This is a genomic window from Bradyrhizobium sp. I1.14.4, from assembly GCF_050435825.1.
Taxonomy (GTDB): Bacteria; Pseudomonadota; Alphaproteobacteria; order Rhizobiales; family Xanthobacteraceae; genus Bradyrhizobium.
On record NZ_JBNDLA010000034.1, the window covers coordinates 27,290 to 45,175 of the forward strand.

The 17,886-nt window shown below is 58.4% G+C and carries 13 protein-coding genes and 1 pseudogene; 13 read left to right on the top strand and 1 reads right to left on the bottom strand.

Features of this window, described 5'->3' with window-relative positions; genetic code table 11:
* Positions 1 to 10 precede the first annotated feature (10 nt).
* From ABIB78_RS35265 to ABIB78_RS35280, 4 genes are all read left to right on the top strand, one after another.
* The gene (locus ABIB78_RS35265) at positions 11 to 511 is read left to right on the top strand and encodes a FixH family protein (RefSeq protein WP_429033344.1); all 501 of its coding nucleotides are present in this window, start codon (positions 11 to 13) and stop codon (positions 509 to 511) included.
* Between the two features lie 12 nt (positions 512 to 523).
* The gene (locus ABIB78_RS35270; protein ID WP_429033346.1) at positions 524 to 2,710 is read left to right on the top strand and encodes a heavy metal translocating P-type ATPase; all 2,187 of its coding nucleotides are present in this window, start codon (positions 524 to 526) and stop codon (positions 2,708 to 2,710) included.
* Positions 2,710 to 2,877, top strand: a complete 168-nt coding sequence (ccoS, locus tag ABIB78_RS35275) for a cbb3-type cytochrome oxidase assembly protein CcoS (protein WP_429033348.1) — start codon at positions 2,710 to 2,712, stop codon at positions 2,875 to 2,877. The genes ABIB78_RS35270 and ccoS overlap by 1 nt, the downstream gene beginning before the upstream one ends.
* 1,294 nt (positions 2,878 to 4,171) lie before the next feature.
* On the top strand, positions 4,172 to 4,357 hold the full coding sequence (locus ABIB78_RS35280) for a hypothetical protein (protein WP_429033351.1): 186 nt from the start codon (positions 4,172 to 4,174) through the stop codon (positions 4,355 to 4,357).
* 438 nt (positions 4,358 to 4,795) lie between these two features.
* Here the strand turns inward: ABIB78_RS35280 and ABIB78_RS35285 are convergent, their stop codons facing one another.
* Positions 4,796 to 4,954: a hypothetical protein gene (locus ABIB78_RS35285; protein ID WP_429033353.1), complete on the bottom strand. Its 159-nt coding sequence runs from the start codon at positions 4,952 to 4,954 to the stop codon at positions 4,796 to 4,798.
* Positions 4,955 to 5,216: 262 nt separating this feature from the next.
* Between ABIB78_RS35285 and cysD the strand changes: the two genes are divergently transcribed.
* From cysD to ABIB78_RS35330, 9 genes and pseudogenes are all read left to right on the top strand, one after another.
* Positions 5,217 to 6,116, top strand: coding sequence for a sulfate adenylyltransferase subunit CysD (gene cysD / locus ABIB78_RS35290; protein WP_429033355.1), 900 nt, complete (start codon positions 5,217 to 5,219; stop codon positions 6,114 to 6,116).
* Positions 6,116 to 7,999, top strand: coding sequence for a sulfate adenylyltransferase subunit CysN (gene cysN / locus ABIB78_RS35295; protein WP_429033358.1), 1,884 nt, complete (start codon positions 6,116 to 6,118; stop codon positions 7,997 to 7,999). The genes cysD and cysN overlap by 1 nt, the downstream gene beginning before the upstream one ends.
* 753 nt (positions 8,000 to 8,752) lie before the next feature.
* A pseudogene (locus ABIB78_RS35300) lies at positions 8,753 to 9,008 on the top strand (hypothetical protein); the annotation flags it as partial.
* An 802-nt stretch (positions 9,009 to 9,810) separates the two neighbouring features.
* On the top strand, positions 9,811 to 12,282 hold the full coding sequence (locus tag ABIB78_RS35305) for a 2-aminoethylphosphonate--pyruvate transaminase (RefSeq protein ID WP_429033361.1): 2,472 nt from the start codon (positions 9,811 to 9,813) through the stop codon (positions 12,280 to 12,282).
* 31 nt (positions 12,283 to 12,313) lie between these two features.
* The gene (rtxC, locus tag ABIB78_RS35310; protein ID WP_429033362.1) at positions 12,314 to 13,372 is read left to right on the top strand and encodes a dhydrorhizobitoxine desaturase; all 1,059 of its coding nucleotides are present in this window, start codon (positions 12,314 to 12,316) and stop codon (positions 13,370 to 13,372) included.
* A 29-nt stretch (positions 13,373 to 13,401) separates the two neighbouring features.
* Positions 13,402 to 14,187 carry a gamma-glutamyl-gamma-aminobutyrate hydrolase family protein gene (locus tag ABIB78_RS35315; RefSeq protein WP_429033364.1) on the top strand — a complete coding sequence of 262 codons (786 nt, stop codon included), beginning with the start codon at positions 13,402 to 13,404 and terminating at the stop codon, positions 14,185 to 14,187.
* Between the two features lie 129 nt (positions 14,188 to 14,316).
* The gene (locus ABIB78_RS35320) at positions 14,317 to 15,219 is read left to right on the top strand and encodes an EamA family transporter (protein WP_429033367.1); all 903 of its coding nucleotides are present in this window, start codon (positions 14,317 to 14,319) and stop codon (positions 15,217 to 15,219) included.
* Positions 15,216 to 16,502, top strand: coding sequence for an ATP-grasp domain-containing protein (locus ABIB78_RS35325; protein WP_429033370.1), 1,287 nt, complete (start codon positions 15,216 to 15,218; stop codon positions 16,500 to 16,502). Before ABIB78_RS35320 ends, ABIB78_RS35325 begins: the two co-directional genes overlap by 4 nt.
* Positions 16,502 to 17,839 (top strand): glutamine synthetase family protein, encoded by a 1,338-nt coding sequence (locus ABIB78_RS35330; RefSeq protein ID WP_429033373.1) that lies wholly within the window; start codon positions 16,502 to 16,504, stop codon positions 17,837 to 17,839. Before ABIB78_RS35325 ends, ABIB78_RS35330 begins: the two co-directional genes overlap by 1 nt.
* Positions 17,840 to 17,886: the final 47 nt, after the last annotated feature.

The following is a 17,886-nucleotide window of genomic DNA, read 5'->3' on the forward strand; positions in this document are numbered from 1 at the left end:
GGAGCTTACCATGACCGCATCAATTCCGGCCGCGCGGCCCATCACTGGACGCTTTGTCCTGATCGCCATGCTCGCCTTCTTTTCCGTCGTGATTGGCGCCAATCTGGTCATGACGCGCTTTGCCATCACGACGCTGCCGGGAACAGAGGTTGACAGCGCTTATAGCGCGAGCCTCGCCTATCAGCGTGAGATCCTCTCGGCACGGCAGCAGAACGAGCGAAACTGGCAGGTGCAAGTACATATCCAGCGGCAGTCCGGCGGCGCGGCTGTGCTTGCGATCGAGGCGCGCGACCGCGCAGGCGCGCCTCTCGCCGGAATGAATTTCGTGGCCCGGCTCGAGCGACCGGTCGACCGCCGGGCCGATCGCGCGATTGACGTGGCGGAGGGAAATGCTGGAACCTACCACGGCAGCGCCGAGGGGGTCGCTGTCGGGCAGTGGGATCTCTTGATCGAGGGCGAGGCTGACGGCCGCCGCATGTTTCTGTCGAAAAACCGCATCGTCCTGGACTGAGAGCACATTGGCATGCAGGCGGACATCGACTTTTCGCACTATTTGAAGAGGACAGGCACGGGCCTCGTCCAACTCGACCTCGCGGTCGAGGGCATCGATTGCGCGGGCTGCATGGGCAAGATCGAGCGCGATCTGTCGAGCATTCCGGACGTGACTTCGGCACGCGTGAACCTCACCGATAACCGGCTGGCGCTCGAATGGAAAGCAGGCGCGCTCGATCCAGCGCTATTCATCAAGCGCCTCGCCGAACTAGGCTATCGGGCATATCCGTTTCAGCGGGACAATGCGGAGACGCTGGAGGCGGAGCGGGCGCAGGACTTGCTGCGGCGGCTGGGCGTCGCTGCCTTTGCCGCGATGAACGTTATGATGCTCTCGATCCCGGTATGGTCTGGCAATGTCTCGGATATGCTGCCGGAGCAGCGCGACTTCTTTCATTGGCTCTCCGCGCTGATCGTGCTGCCGGCCGCGGCTTATTCTGCGCAACCGTTCTTCTCTTCCGCTTTTACCGCGTTACGGGCGCGCCGCGCCAATATGGACGTGCCGATCAGCATCGGCATCTTGCTCGCATTGGCGACCTCGGTGATCGAGACCATCGCTCATGCCGAGCATGCATATTTCGATGCGGCGGTCATGTTGATCGCCTTCCTGCTCGCAGGCCGCTATCTCGATCAGAACATGAGGCGGCGCACCCGTGCCTTCGCCGGCAACCTTGCCGCACTTAAGGCGGAGACTGCCGCGATGTTCATAAGCCCGACGGAGATCAGAACCGTTCCGGCGGCAGCGATCAAGCCGGGGGACGTCGTGCTGGTGCGACCCGGCGAATGCTGTACCGTCGACGGCAGCGTGATCGAGGGACGCTCCGAGGTCGATCAAAGCCTCATCACCGGCGAGACCTTGCCGGTGATCGCGACGCCTGGCTGCGCGGTGTTCGCCGGCACATTGGTGCGCTCCGGTACCCTGCGCGTCCGCGCGGCGGCGGCCTCGGAAGATACGCTGCTCGCCGAGATTTCCCGCCTACTCGATCACGCTCTGCAAGCGCGCTCGCACTATCTGCGCCTCGCCGAGCGCGCGTCGCGGCTCTATGTACCGATCGTTCACGCAACTGCCTTCTTGACGATGCTAGGTTGGCTTGCCTGTGGTGCCACCTTCCATGATTCGATCGTCACGGCGATCGCGGTCTTGATTATCACCTGCCCTTGCGCATTCGGCCTGGCTATACCCGCGGTGCAGACGGTAGCCTCCGGCGCACTGTTCCGTTCCGGCGTGCTGCTCAATGCCGGGGACGCGATCGAGCGTATTGCCGGCGTGGACCGGGTGATCTTCGACAAAACCGGCACACTGACACTGCCGGAGCTCGATGTCGCCAATCTCGCCAGCATTCCCGACGACGCCGTCAAATTGGCAGGCCGGCTTGCATTGTCGAGCCGCCATCCGGTCGCCGCCGCCGTGGCGCGAGCTGCCGGCGCAAGCGAGCCGCTGGCCGATATCGAAGAGGAGCCGGGGCGGGGCGTCCAAGGTTACTATGAGGGGGCGGAGATCCGGCTTGGCAACCCCTCCTTCTGCGGCGCTGACAGCCTCGCTGACGAGACCCTGTGCTGCGATCCCGAGGCCTCTGTCGTCGCCTTCAGCCACGGTGACAGTAAGCACGTCTTCGCCGTCCGGCAACGGATGCGGCCAGACGCGGCCGAAGTCGTCGCGGGCCTCGCTCGCCTTGGCGTCACGGTGGAGATTGTGTCGGGCGATCGCGAGCCAGCAGTTCGGCGGACGGCCGAAACGCTCGGCATTCATAAGTGGCGCGCCAACGTCTCGCCGACGGATAAGGTCGCGCGGGTCGAGAGCCTGATGAGCCAGGGGTACAAGGTGTTGATGGTCGGCGATGGCTTGAACGACGCGCCCGCGCTCGCAGCGGCCCATGCTTCGATGTCGCCTGTCACCGCCACCCATATGAGCCAGGCGGTCGCTGATGCGGTCTTCCTCGGTGAGCATCTCCGACCCGTGATGACGGCGGTTAGGAACTCGCGCAAGGCTCTGCGGCTGATGCGGCAGAATCTGTGGCTCGCTGTCGTCTACAACGTCCTGGCGGTGCCGGTTGCGATCGCCGGCCTGGTGACGCCGCTGATTGCCGCCGCGGCGATGTCAGGTTCGTCGGTGCTGGTCATGCTCAATGCGCTGCGGGCGCGCAGGAGCGGGGCAGTCTGATGGAAGTCCTGGTGTATCTGGTTCCACTCGCCCTTGCGCTCGGCTCTATCGGTCTGCTCGGCTTTGTGTGGTCGCTGAACAGTGGCCAGTATGACGATCTCGATGGCGCGGCCTGGCGCGCCGTCGCCGATGACGAGGCCAATGAGCCCTCGTGCCGGTCCAAATAGTGCAAATGGACCAGCGCGATGCGCAAGCGGCGGTCAGCGGTGCAGGTGAGTGCTAACTCGGGCGTTCCAGTGGTTTCCCGGCGCAACCGCGAGACGCGCGATCGTAAAGTCGGCCAGCGAGCAGCCTGTTGATGGAGGCAAACCGATGCTCGGCAGGTCGGACCACGGATGGCGGCAGTATCTACGACACCAAGATAGCTGCATAGTCGCGCCTCGAGAAATCGCCTTCGCAGACTTAACGAAAGCCGGGCCGCTGCAGCCTCGCATCGATTATGGCAATTTCGATCGATCGCGTAATCAATCCGGCTGGCACGTCGCATAATCCGGCAAGGTTGAGCCGGCCGAGCAGTGAGGAGAATGCTCGGTGGTACGGCCGCTTCGGATCCGAGAGGCTAAGCATCGTATCACGGGACTGACGTGGCCCATGAGGCGGCTGCATCTGTCGCAACGCAATTCGGCGTGCGTTGCGCGCTGCGTGTCCCCCGAACATCGGCGCGCATCGATCAGGCTCGATGCGTGCCTGACAGCGGCGATCCAGGGCTATCAAGCGTCAGCTTTGTCTCTCTGGCGAATATATATACATCACATAAAAAGCGAATTGGACGAAGAGCGGGCCATCAAGGCTGAAGCGTTGGCCGTTGATCTTGACGTCGGCCGAAGCCTCTCCCTCTCTCGTGCGCGCTCTAACGGATCATCGCGACGCTGAAACCACAACGTTGTTCCGTTTTCCATCCTTCGTCAAAAGAACTGAAGCTGTTCATACAAACACACGTTGCCTCTCGGACACGTTGAGCCGAGACCGGACGACGGACACAATGACGAGATCCGATTTGGTGTCCTCGTCCAGCACCAAGGGAGGCTCTCGGAATCTAGACGACGCAGCGCGCTCAGCGAAGGGCGAGCATAGTAAAAAGACCGCCAGGACGTCTCGTAGCGTCTCGATGATGATCCATCAAGACCTAATACAAATCAGGAACCTGCCCGATTTGGAGCTGTTCAGGCTCAATGCAATTTACTTGCTCATCTCTTTCTAGCGATATGTTTCAATCTGCGAGTCTGGCTTCGAAGAAACGGGTATCGATTGAGGGCTTCATTCGCCAATTCATGGTGATGCCTCTCAACGCGGCACCCGCATGAAATTTAGAATCGCGCAGCCACCAGTACCGAGATCTTGTCTTCTGAACACATGACGAGCTTGCAGCATGGCGCGAGTTCCTATGATTGCCTCCCTTTTACGGTCGTCGCTCCAAAAAAACCATGTTACAAGCCGCTCCTCTCAAAAGGAGCATTCATTGTGAAAAAAGCAACCAAGAAACGCGTTAAGCGGCGCGAGTGGACCAAGGCAGAGATCAAAGAGCTCAAAGTCCATTCGAAGGCTCGGACTCCGGTCATAAAAATAGCAAAAATGACCAAACGCAGCGTCGGTGCGCTACGCCAGAAGGCCTTAAATCTCGGAATCGGACTCGGACATCAGCGGTAGCTTGCTGAGCCGCGCTGGTAACTGGCATAGTAGGGCGGCTCGCGGGCCGCCCTTTATGGCCATTGAAATCATTTTGCAAATCGGCTCTCCAACTGCGCTGAAAGAGCTTTTTCTTGGCACGTGCCGGATGGCCTTTCATTGTCGCGGAGCAGGCTCCAGCGCGTCGGCATCTTTGACGAGGTGTCTTGAAAGGCGATACCGACGGCGAAGAGTCACTTTGCGCGGCAGAGAGTGAAGACATGGCCTTATCCATAGCCCTGTTTCGAAGGTTTCCCGGCCTGGGCATTGCCTCGACGGGCGCTCGACGCGTCGTCGAATATTCAAAGAATAGCAACGGATCGTTACCGAAAGCCCCGATTGGCCACGTAACGGGGAGGCGCGACCGAGCCAATTGTGCGAATCGGAACGAATCCAGCCGAGGTCGACTCGATGCTTGAATCATGGCGGACCAGGTGCCGCCATGTTGAACATCCACGCCGGCGCGATCGCTCCGCGTCCGACATCTCCATAGCGGCTGGCGAATTCTTGCGAGGCGAGGTCGCGCAGCTTGAGCAGATCCTCAATATCGCTTAGGGTGATCTGGATGCTTGCGATCAAAACACGCTGGCTGATTTAGCCGAGATCCTTGGCCCGCAACGAGCCCGATCTGCACGCCGATAACGTGCAACGCGGGCGTCGGCCTGCACCAGCGGTTGAATGCGATAGGCTGCCGACGATGTATGTCTGCTCTCCAACGGGCACTTGACCTGATAGACGAGCCATGCGCCTTGGCTAGCCGTTTCCGCCGCGGATATTTCTCCTCTGGGCTGGAGCCGTAGAACGGCGAAGAACAGCGATCCTGCATCGAAAGAACATATATATGCTGCCGAAACATCTGCGCCGTCTCGAAGCTGAATCGATCGAAATCATGCGTGACGTGGTCGCCGAGTTCAAAAGGCCGGTCATGCTTTACTCGATCGGAAAAGACTCGAGCGTGATGCTGCACATTGCGATCAAGGCGTTCTATCCGGCAAAATTGCCTTTTCCCCTGCTTCACGTCGACACGACCTGGAAGTTCCGCGAGATGATCAGCTTCCGGGACGCGACAGCCAAGCGGCTCGGCCTCGACCTGATCGTCCATGTAAATAAGGAGGGCATCGCGCGCGGGATCAATCCGATCGACTCCGGCTCCGCGCTTCATACCCAGGTGATGAAGACCGACGCCCTGAAGCAGGCGCTCGACCTCCACGGATTTGATGCCGCCTTTGGCGGAGCCCGGCGTGACGAGGAAAAGAGCCGCGCAAAAGAACGGATACTCTCCTTCCGTTCGGCCGGACACGTCTGGGATCCCCGTAACCAGCGGCCGGAGCTCTGGAACCTGTTCAACACACGGATCCGCCAGGGCGAAACCATGCGCGTGTTTGCGATGTCAAACTGGACCGAGCTCGACGTGTGGGAATACATCATGCTCGAGAAGATCCCGGTCGTCCCGCTCTACTTCGCAAGGCAAAGACCGATAGTGTGTCGAAATGGCGCGACGATCATGATCGACGATAGGCGATTGCCGCTCAACTGCAATGAGACGGCGGAAATGCGGATGATCCGCTTTCGCACGCTGGGATGTTATCCTTTGAGCGGGGCTATTGAATCCGATGCGACGACGATCGAAGACATCGTCGCAGAAATGCAGACTGCGAAGGTGTCGGAGCGCCAAGGACGCCTTATTGATACCGATGAAACCGCTTCGATGGAGAAGAAGAAGCGGGAAGGCTACTTTTGATGGCTTCCAAAGCGACATCCGGACCTGTCGAGCCTGGCACAAAGGACCAGCTGCGATTCATCACATGTGGCTCGGTGGACGACGGAAAATCGACGCTGATCGGCCGGTTGCTGCACGACAGCAAGATGATTTACCACGATCAGCTCACGGCGCTGGAACGCGACAGCATCAAGCACGGCAGCGCCGGGAATGACATCGATCTCGCGCTGCTCGTGGACGGGCTCGAGGCCGAACGCGAGCAGGGCATCACGATCGACGTCGCCTACCGCTTCTTCACGACGTCGCGGCGCTCCTTCATGGTGGCCGATACTCCCGGTCACGAGCAGTACACCCGCAACATGGCAACCGGCGCCTCGAATGCCCAGCTCGCCATCATCCTGATCGATGCCCGCAAAGGCGTGTTGGTTCAGACCCGCCGCCACTCCTTCATCTGTTCGCTGCTCGGTATTCGTCATATCGTCCTGGCGGTGAACAAGATCGACCTTGTCGCATACAATAAGGAGTGTTTCGATCGGATCGTCGGCGACTATCTGGCCTTTGCTGCCGGTCTCGGCTTCACCTCGCTCGTTCCGATTCCGATCTCGGCCCGCTATGGCGACAACGTCGTCGACCGTTCCGCACATACCAACTGGTACTATGGTCCCTGCCTGCTCGAGCATTTGGAGAGCATCGATATCCAGTCCGGCACCGCAAGCCAGGCTTTCCGCTTTCCGGTCCAATGGGTGAACCGGCCCAACCCGGATTTTCGCGGCTATGCCGGGTCGGTGGCGTCCGGGAGGATCTCAGCAGGAGACGAGATCCTTGTCGCCGCATCTGGACGAACCACGCGCGTCAAGCGAATCGTGACCCAGGATGGCGACCTTGCGGGCGCTGAAGCCGGCGATGCCATCACCATTACACTGGAAGACGAGGTCGATATCAGCCGTGGCGACCTTCTGTCGCGACCGGGCGAACGACCGAAGGTCGCCGACCAGTTCGCCGCCTATCTCATCTGGATGGACAAGGAGCCGCTCGCTCCCGGACGCAATTACGTCCTGCGGATTGGATCGCAGACGGTTTCCGGCAGCATTGCCGCAATCAGACATCGGATCGACGTCAACACTTGTGAGCATCTGGCGGCCGGGACGCTTTCCCTCAACGAGATCGCCTTCTGCGATGTTGCGACCGCGCTGCCCGCGGTATTCGATCCTTACGATGTCAATCGCAAGACCGGATCATTTATCGTCATCGATCGTTACACCAATCGTACGGTCGGTGCCGGCATGATTGCCTTTCCGCTACGGCGGGCCACCAATATTGCCAGGCAAGCGCTATCCGTGGGCAGGGGGCAGCGCGCCGCGCTCAAGAATCAGAGACCTTGCGTCATCTGGTTCACGGGCCTGTCTGGCGCGGGAAAGTCGACAATTGCCAACCTCGTTGATCAAAAGCTGTTTGCAATGTCGCGGCATGCCGTGCTGCTGGACGGAGACAATCTCCGGCACGGATTAAACGCCGACCTCGGCTTCTCGGAAGCTGACCGGGTGGAAAACATTCGGCGTGTCGGTGAAGTTGCCAAGTTGATGGCGGACAGCGGCTTGATCGTGATCTGCTCGTTCATCTCGCCCTATAGGGCCGAACGAGACAGGGTGCGCAGTCTGCTTGGTAAGGAGGAGTTCATAGAAGTCTTCGTCGATGCGCCGATCGAGGAATGCGCGCGGCGCGATCCAAAAGGCCTCTATTCAAAGCTGAAGTCCAGCAAAATAAAGAACTTCACCGGGATCGATGCGTGCTACGAAGCGCCGATAACGCCGGAGATTCATCTCAGGACCGTGGACCAGAAGCCTGAGCAATCAGCGGAAGCCGTAGTGGATGTCTTGATGGCGCGCTCAATTCTCGACGGCTAAACGTCGCACCATCGATTTTGCACAATATCCCCTCACCATCCTGCTGGCCCGGCCAAGCCGACGCGGCTTAGGCAGGGCCATCGATCGGACTTGTCGCTCTAAAGGAACAAAATGGTCGCCCCCATTCGTCGATTGCCCGCTTCTGGTTATGTGCTCGAAGTCGACGGACAATTCAAAACCGAATTCGCGACCAGAGATGGAGCATGGGCCGGAGCGGAGGAGCTCAAGAAGCGCCGTCCCATGCTCCAAATCAGAATCTACGACGCTATGACAAAGGTCCGAGAGGAAGTCCGACTTCCAGTAGCTTGAGTTTTTCGCTTAGCGCTTTTTCCTGTGCGTGCGGCTAGCGCCGCACCGAGCGCTCGTAAAACCGAGCCGCGGCGTCTCGGTAGGGCTTCGATCTCTCGCGCACGATGAGGGGGGCCTGGTTTTTCCGAGCCTGCCGCATCCGGCGAGCTGACACTTGCTTCCTGGTAGCTTGACCGATCTGGAACAAGAAGTCGGTCGCGACTCCTTTCGCGGCCATGCCGTTTGGGGAATTTGCTTCCCTTTGGCCCACCGCTCGTCGGCAGACACCGCCTGCGCGCGCCCCGCGCCTTTGCATCGCGAGACAAAATAGCCGCGAACTTTGCCATCTCGCGCTGACGCTTCGGCCCTGCGCGGCGCTTCGGGTTCTGGTCCGTTCCGCCTGCCGTCGGATGATCGCCATCAAGGCCGCGATGGGAGCGGCCGAACAGGCAAGGGAGCTCACCCATGGCAAGCGACCATGACGACATCGACTTCGAACCGCCGCACAGTTCATCCCCGACCACTCACCCTCTCAATGAGCTGCAGCTCTATGGCTTCCGTCCCTCGCGCGAAGAACTCAACCCGGCCGCTTCCCGACGGCTGGGCGATCGCTCGCGCCATCTTCGACGTTTTCGACGCCCTGGTCCCGAGTTTTAGCGACACCCGCCTCGCACCGGACCTTGAAGATCTGCTCTGGTCAACCGTCAACCTGTTCCACCGCGTGAAGCGAGAAGATCAGGCCAATCTCACCTACCTGCAGGCATCGAGCTTGCAAGCGACGATCCTGATGTCGAACTCTCAAATTCTTAGCTAGCTCGCCGTGAATCTCCGCACTCTGCCGCCCACGTCGGCTTGTCGCCGCCAGATGGAGGTGCGTGTCAGGAAAAATTCACGCGAAGGAATCACGGAGGGGGTTGAAACGCACCTAACGTCAAGTTGTACGATCTCGAAATGGACAGCGACGGTCATCAACGTCCCAAAACCTCCAACGAGCGACAGTGTGCGAATGTCCTCAAGTCTCAGGTTCACGCGGAAAGAGTCCCGTTACCAACGACAATCATCAAGTGCGCCATGCCCGGATCTGTATCCGTGCGCGCTGATCCGACGTGCATCGTTATCCTAACTTCAACCTTTTGCCCGAATGGCGCAGGTCGCACGTAGGCCGATCGGCCGACCTGCCGGTTCACGACGAACGCGACCGCGCTCAAACCTGTGCGTGCGTGATGGCCGGACAAGAGTGCGTCGTGCAAATTGCGTTCGAAGGCGCGGTCGCAAAGCTAATTCCTGGGGGATCTGAATGACATCGGTGAGGAGCTTTGTGAAAGATCGCTCTGCATCTGCGACGAGATGTGGAGCTTGTCGTCCGGCAGGCTTTCAGACGCCGAACGGAAGCGCGACCGCGATCGTTGGCGTTTGACCCAAAGCTCTTGAACGGAACAAGCTGAAGCTCGCCATAGGGGCTCTCCCCCGGTCGGGCGATCGTGCTCCAGATCCATTGACCAATACAACTTGAGGGGAATGGTGTGACAAGACAGCGCTCTCTGCTGACGCCTGGTCCATTGTCGTTGTCGCCGGCGGTCAGGAGCCAGATGCAGCTTGATCTTGCATCGCGCGATTGCGAGTTCAAGGGCGTGACCGCCCACATGAGGCGGCTGTTGCTCAATCTGCTGGGAAATGCTGACGACTATTCGGTGGTTCCTATTCAGGGAGGCGGCTCTTTTGCGATGGAAGCCGCTCTGTCTACATTCGTGTCTAGAGCCCATAAGCCGCTCGTTTGCGTAAATGGCATCTATGGCGAGCGCATTTTCAAAATCTTGCGGCTGTGGGGCGTCGAAGCACTGAAGCTTGTCAAGCGAGCGACGGAGCCTTTGGACGCTCAGGAAGTTGCCGAGCATCTGAGCCGGAATCCCGGCGTTACGCACCTATGTCTTGTGCATTGCGAGACGACGACCGGAATCGTCAATCCGCTGGACGCGGTCGTTCAAGAGGCGAGGCGACGTGGTGTGAAGACCATCATCGACGGGATGAGTTCCTTTGGCGCCATTAACATTGACTTGAGCCAAGGTGGACCTGACGTCCTGGTCACGTCGAGCAACAAGTGCATAGAAGGGCCGCCGGGAGTAGCGTTTGTCATCGCGTCTCGCGAGCTGCTGGAGAAAGCGGTTCAAGACCCAAGGTCATTTGTGCTCGACGTGAGAGATCAATGGCTCTCGCTCGAGCGCACAGGTGAGTGGCGATCGACCCCTCCCACCCACATTGTTCAGGCAACGACAAAGGCGTTGGAGATTCTGTACGAGGAGGGCATTCATGCCAGGCGCCGCAGATATGAGAAGGTCAGAGACGATCTCGTCAAAGAACTTGAAGGAGTAGTGTCCCCGCTGCTGTCCGCGGACTTGCAGTCGCCGGTCTGCGTGGCGTTCAGTGCGCCGTCCGGAATCGCGGACCAGGCAGGATTTGATGGGCTATATCGCCACCTGGCGGCCCACAACCTTTACATCTACTCGAAACTGCACCTTGCGACGCGGAGTTTTCGGGTCGGCTGCATCGGCGAAATCCAATCCAGTTGGATCGAGCAGTTGGGGTGCACTTTTCGTACATATTTCCGGTCCGGTCAGGCTCCGTCGGCGGGATCGGTGTCAGCTCGGGAGACTTGCGGGTCTCGCGTAGAGATGTCGCCTGCACGCACCTCACAGCTGCCATTTTCCGTCGAGACTGCTGTCCTGCATGCGGGCTACCGACGCGACCCGGTGACGAAAGCCGTCGCAGTGCCGATCTACCAGAATACGGCTTATGAACTCGATGGTGATCTAAACCACATTGCTGACGTCTACAACGTCAAGGCTGATGGGTTCACCTACACGAGGATCATCAATCCGACGACCCGCGCGCTGGAAAGGCGGTACGCTGCCGTCGATATGGGAAGCGACTCGCTCGCCGTCGCATCAGGTCAAGCGGCGACATTCCTTGCTATCGTCAACTTGTCAAGTGGCGAAGTGGGAGACAATGTCGTCGCCTCTCCGTATCTATATGGCAATACCTGGAACCTGCTCCACAATACATTAAAGCGTCTTGGGATCAGGGTCAGGACGGCAGATCCTCGAAGGCCCGAGGCGTTCGAACGTGCCATTGATGATCGCACGATATGTCTGTTCGGAGAGGTGATTTCAAATCCTTGTCTGATTCCGCTCCCCGTCAAGCAGCTGGCGGAGATCGGCCGAAAGTACGGCGTGCCCTTGGTCGTGGACAATACGACGACGCCACTGGTATGCCGGCCGTCAGATCTCGGCGCCGCGATTACGACGTACTCCGCAACGAAGTATATATGCGGCCATGGCACGACGCTCGGCGGACTGATCGTCGACAACGCTAAGTTTAGCTACCGGGGAGGCTCTCGCTTTCCCTTGTTCAACAGTCCTGACGACGCGCATGGCGGGATTGTCTGGCGCAATGCGCTGCGCGACGTCGACGATCTTGGAAAAAGCGAGTTTCTCCTAAAGGCTCGCATGACCTGGTTGCGCGATACTGGCGCGGCCATCGCCCCGTTTGCGAGCTTTCAACTGATCCAGGGGCTTGAAACGCTGCCCCTTCGCATGAAGCAGCACTGCGCGAATGCCAGGATCGTGGCCGATGTTCTTAAGGAGCATCCAAAAGTGCGCCGTGTCTTCTACCCGGGGCTCTTTGAAGGAGCTGATCGGGAAACCGTCGACCAGACACTCAATCCCGCATACGGACACGGGGCGATGGTCATGTTCGAAGTGGAGGACGAACAGGCCGGGCGCAAGTTCATCCAGAACGTCGACTTGATGTACCACGTTTCGAATGTAGGGGATGCCCGTACGCTCGTGACCCATCCTGTTTCTACGACCCATACCACCGTCCCGCGGGAAAAGCGCGAAGCCGCCGGCATATTTGGCGGCTCGATCCGACTTTGCGTCGGCATCGAAGATGTCAACGACATCGTACGCGATCTGGACAAGGCCCTTTCCGCAATCTGACGACCTGCAAGGCGATCAGGAAGAGGTTCTCATGAATCATGCAGACGCTTGGAAACTGAGGTCATCACGCTATGAGGCCGCTCAATTCAGCCGCGAGATCAATAGGCAGCTCTCCGAGCTAAGGCCCGACAACATAACGGGAGCCGCTTATATCGCCAAAGATCACGCTGTCATCGCAGCGTGCATGCTCGCGACCGTGTCCGTCTCATGGTGGCTCTACCCGCTGGCCGTTCTTCTCATCGGTGCCTATCAGCGCGGCTTGACAACCATCGCTCATGATGCGGCTCACCGCACGCTTGCGAAGAATACGAGCTGGAATTATGTCCTCGGCATTCTGTTCGCTGCCTATCCCCTGTTCCAGCGCCACTGGGCCTACCGGATCTCACACGTCTACTTGCATCATCCCTATCTCGGCGACCCGGACAAGGATCCTGACCTGAAGTTCTTCCTGGCCAGCGGCGTTTACAACGTGCAGGCTCCGGAGCGGTACGCTTTCAACATCATCTGGAAGCCGATATTTGGCGGCGCGACCGTGGCGTATCTGAAGTATCTCTGGACCAATCGGTTTTCGATAACAGATGCCGAGGATCAAAGCCGGTCAGGCATACTTGTCGACAAGTATGGCTTCTATCTCTTCTGGATTAGCCTGCTGGCCGGGTCATATGCTGTTGGGCTACTCCACATCGTGATCCTGTTTTGGATCGTGCCCTATCTCACCACGTTTCAGATCCTCGGCTGGTTTATCGAGCTCGCCGAGCACGCACCTATGTGCGAAACCGAGACGCAGAACGTCTATCTAACCAGGAATCGGAAAGGAAGTTTCCTCGAGCGGGCCATCCTTGGGCAGAATCTGGATGAGTACCATCTTGAACATCACCTTTCGCCGGGTATCCCGTTTTGGCTGTTGCGCAAAGCTCAGAAAATCCGAATGCAGGATCCGAACTACGCGAAGGTTGCCGCAACCTGGGGAGGGCTCTTCGTCAAAGGACCTCAAGGTCAACCTAGCGTTATAACTCAGTTGAAGGAGCGAAATCGACGCTTGTATGAGCAGTCCGTTGCCGACGCTCGCACGAGGGGGCAAGTGGCGTGACATTGCTACAGCCAGACAGAGCCCGAGCCGTGGTCGGCGTCACTTCGAACCGTCTTTTGGTCGACGGCGTGCATCGCGACTGGTTGCGACGCAAGTATGTGCAGGCGCTCCTTCGTCATGCGGGAGTGGCGTGCGTCATATTGCCGACGATCGACGCGGAAGATGCAAGCGGTGAGGCTGGCCCGGCGATCATGCGCGGGCTCGACGGCCTGGTGTTGACAGGAGATGAATCGAATATCGACCCTGCGGTCCTGAGAGCGCCTGCGTGCTTAACAGAGGCTGCCCGGCAGGACGTTGAGGTTGGGATCCTTGACCGTCCGCGGGACAGACTCTCTGCTGTAACGATTAAGAACGCCATCGCGCTTGGAATGCCTATCCTGGGCATCTGCCGTGGGCTCCAAGAACTCAACATCTATTTCGGCGGCACACTCCGCCCATCGCTTGCGGAGTGGAGGCCTGAAAGTGGCCAGATGCACGCCGAGAAACCAGATCGTCCAAGAGACCGCCAGTACGACGCCGCGCACAGCGTGAGGATATCCTCCGATGGTGCGCTCTTCCCGGTTGCCCGCGCCATCGAAGCGCAAGTCAACTCCCTGCACAATCAAGGCATAGAGGTGCTTGCCACCGCGCTCAGGCGGGAGGCGTGGGCGCCTGACGGTCTGGTCGAGGCGGCTTCGATCATTGGCGCGCCGACGCTGCAAATCGGTGTGCAATGGCATCCCGAATGGCACGTCTCAACCGATCGCCTCAGCAAGCAACTGTTCACGGCATTTGGAGAGGCGTGTGTTGGGTACTGCCGGACAAAGAAATACTAGAGGCGGATTGTGACATTTCAAACGAAACGCGGTCCGTCCAGGTCGAAAGGAGAGCCCCTCGAAGCCGATGCACGCGTCTGGTTCTCCGGCAGCCGTGCGCCGCACCGCGGGCACAGGAAGAGCGGGCGATTGACAAATCGATTCGCCATAGGCGTTCTCTTTGTGGCGCTTTATGTCGTCGTGAGCGCGGGAGGCGAGGTTTATGCGGCGTCGTATTTTCAGCAAGCAGATGTGTTCGTCGCTCTCCTGCTTGCCTTCGCTGCGGTTTGTCTGACGTTCAATCTCCTGGCTCGCTACGAGGCAGGCGAGGCAAGGGTGGTGAAATGGTCGCTTCTGGTCTTTGTCGCGCTCAATGCGGTGACTGCGATAAGCTGGATCGGTCTATTTATCGGACTGAAATACGCTGAACCTGCGATTGTTGTCGCCTTCATGGTGGCACTAGGGCCCACCGCAACAGTTTGGTTAAACGCACTGATCAGGCGCCAGGGCACCCCTCCAGCATCCGATATTGTCGTGAGCGTTACGATTGCGACGATCGGGAGCTACATGATCTGGATCTCGGCCAGCGGCAACGCGGGCGTGCAGTGGGGGGCTCGATCGTCCTTTGGCATCGTCCTGGCCATCGCGGCCGGCCTGTCGCTAGCCCTTACAAATATACTTGTCAAACTGCTGTTTGATAGCGGATTTTCTGGCCGACAAGTGCTGGCACATCGCTTTTATGGAACGATTCTTTTGCTGCTGGGACTGGTCGACCATTCATCGATCGTGCCTGAGATCTCACAGCATTGGTTTGCGATCGCAACGATTGGGATATCCACGATCATTGCTCCTTTGCTCTTGATCCAGGAGGGCATTCGGCGCGTCGAGCCTTTCACAGTCAACATGGTCCTGTCCACCGCTCCTATCATTACGTTCCTGTTCCAGTACTTTGATTCTCGCATCGCGCCGTCGCCACATACGTTCGTTGGAAATGTTCTCATTACGGCTGTTGCTGTCGGCAAGGTCTACTTGCAGTATCGGAGGTCCGCATGAACGAACGGAATTGTGCAATCGTCGACGCATACTCTACCGGCCGATACCTGCCGGAAGAATTCAAGCGTTATGGAATTGGAACGGTGCATGTGATGTCGGCTGCACAGATTCCACCCGTATTCCAATCGCATTTCAATGCGGATCTGTATGATGAAGTCTTTCGCCCCTGCGAGCCCATGGGATACGACGAGATCGTTGAATTTCATCTTCAGGCTCTCCGTGGCAGGGAGCTGGAGTTCGTTATAGCAGGCTGCGAGACCGGAGTTGAGCTTGCCGATTCTTTGTCGGAGCGGCTGGGCTTACCTTCAAATGGGACCGCGCTGTCGGCTGCTCGGCGTAACAAAGCGCGTATGTCTGACGCGCTGACCTCTGCAGGCGTGCGATCGATCAGACAAGTCGTGTCCGACGATGCGGAACAGGTAGCAAGCTGGAAAGATCAGGCCGGTTTCGACGAAATCGTGATCAAGCCGCTGAACAGCACGGGTACCGAGGATGTGTTCTTTTGTTCGACAGATGCTGATATTCAGCGGGCTCTAAGCGCAATTGTCGGGAAGACCAACCGTGTCGGAGCGTTGAATCGTTTCGCGCTCGGACAGGAGAAAATAAACGGCCAGCAATACACCGTAAATGCCGTATCGATCGACGGGGACGCTTTCGTTACGGAGGCCTGGACCTATGACACTGTTCCTATTGAGGGCGCGTCGTCGGTCTGCTCACTTGAGAGGTTATTGGGGGGCAGAGAAGCAATCGTTCAGCAGCTGTCCGACTACTTGGTGCGTGCGTTGCAGGCGCTTCAGATCGTTGACGGACCGGCTCATGCTGAGATCATCGTCGATCATCGCGGGCCGGTTCTGGTGGACTTCGGAGCGAGGCTTCAAGGGACCATGTCGGCAAAAGCGCGAACGATGGCGTTAGGGCACAACCATATGACGTTGACCGCATGGCGCTACGCAGATCCCAAGGGCTTTGGTGAGTATATGAGACTGCGCGGGTCCTACAAGCGGCAGGCTCAGGCACTGTGCGTTTCCTTGATCTCCGATATGGGCGGTGTTGTTACCGGTTACCCGGGACTCGAAGCAATCCGCAAGCTCCCGAGCTTCGCGGATGCCATTGCATTCGTTCCGATTGGTCAAAAGCTGGTTCCGACGATCGACTTAGCGTCGACGCCGGGAATTGTCTATCTCGTGAATGACGACTTGATACAGCTTGAGGATGACTATCGCAAGTTGCGAGCAATGCGGATGGACCAGGTGTTCGATTTAGTGACGCAGGATCGCAACTAATGCCAACTGATGCCGGGATGACTGGAGCGAATCCAGGCCGCGCCGCGATGATCGGCGTGAGCGACTTTGATGGCGTCCTTCGAGGCAAACACGTCTTGGGTGAAGATCTCTCGGATGGAGGTAGAACCGTCAAGTTCTCTGAAGCGGTGCTGGCCTGGGATTGTTCCGACCGGGTCATTCCGGCGAGTTTCACGCAGAACCCGCTGTCAGCATTCGGAGACGCCGATCTGCGTGTTCTGTTGGGAACCGGCCGTTCGGTGTCTTATGTCGGCGATCAGTGTCTCTACCTCGCCGAGTTTACGGGGGCGCATGAGAGCCTCTGCCCGCGTGGGATGCTGCGTAAGGTCCTACGAAGGGCTGCTGACCACGGATACGGCTGCACTGTGGGGTTCGAGTTTGAGTTTATGCTGTTCAAGGAGAACGCCGATACAATTGAAGACAAGCCGTTCCCCGAATGGACTCCTTTAACGCGGGGCCCGTTCGGCTACTCGATTGCGCGTTCTGTCGCGCATCATGAGCTGTTCGGTGAGATCCTGGCGCTTTGTGAGAAGGCCAGAATACCTCTCAGCGGGTTGCACTTTGAAACGGGACCTGGCGTGATTGAGGCGTCACTTCGTCATTGTGATGCGCTGGAAGCTGCGGATCGAGCAATCATATTCAAATCGATGATAAAGGCCTGGGCGCAAACGCGAGGCATGATGGCTACGTTCATGGCCAAGGTTTCCGAGAAATGGCCCGGCCAGTCCGGCCATATTCACATCTCGATGTCCTCAGATGGTCAGAATGCGTTTTACGACAGTGAAGCGTTCCGCAACGTCTCGAAGCTTATGAGGCAATTCATCGGCGGACAACTGAAATACATGAATGATTTCTGCGTGCTCGCTGCGCCGAACTTCAATAGCTACAAGAGATTGGTGCCTGGCTGCTGGGCACCAATCTGTCCAAGCTGGGGACTCGACAACCGCTCCTGTGCGGTTCGGGCCATTCCGGGAGAGCCGTCCGTACATCGCCTCGAGTATAGGCTGGCTGGCGCAGACGTGAACCCATATCTCGCCCTCTCAGGTGCCATCGGTTCTGGCATACTGGGCGTCGAGACAGATGCGGCATTGCCGGCTTCGATCGCCGGTGATGCAAGCGTGGAGATGTGTCTCCCATCCGGGAGACTGCCTCAAAGCCTATCAGAGGCAACATATCGGTTTGCAAAGTCTCCAGCAGCCAATGAGCTCTTCGGAGAAAGGTTTGTTGAAACCTTTTCTTGCTCCCGCCGTTGGGAATGGGAAGCCGTTCAACATCGGGTCACCGACTTTGAACGTCGGAGGTACTTTGAGATCATTTAGCTTGAGCTCTTCGATAGTTTGCATCTCAGGTTCTGTGGTCATCATGT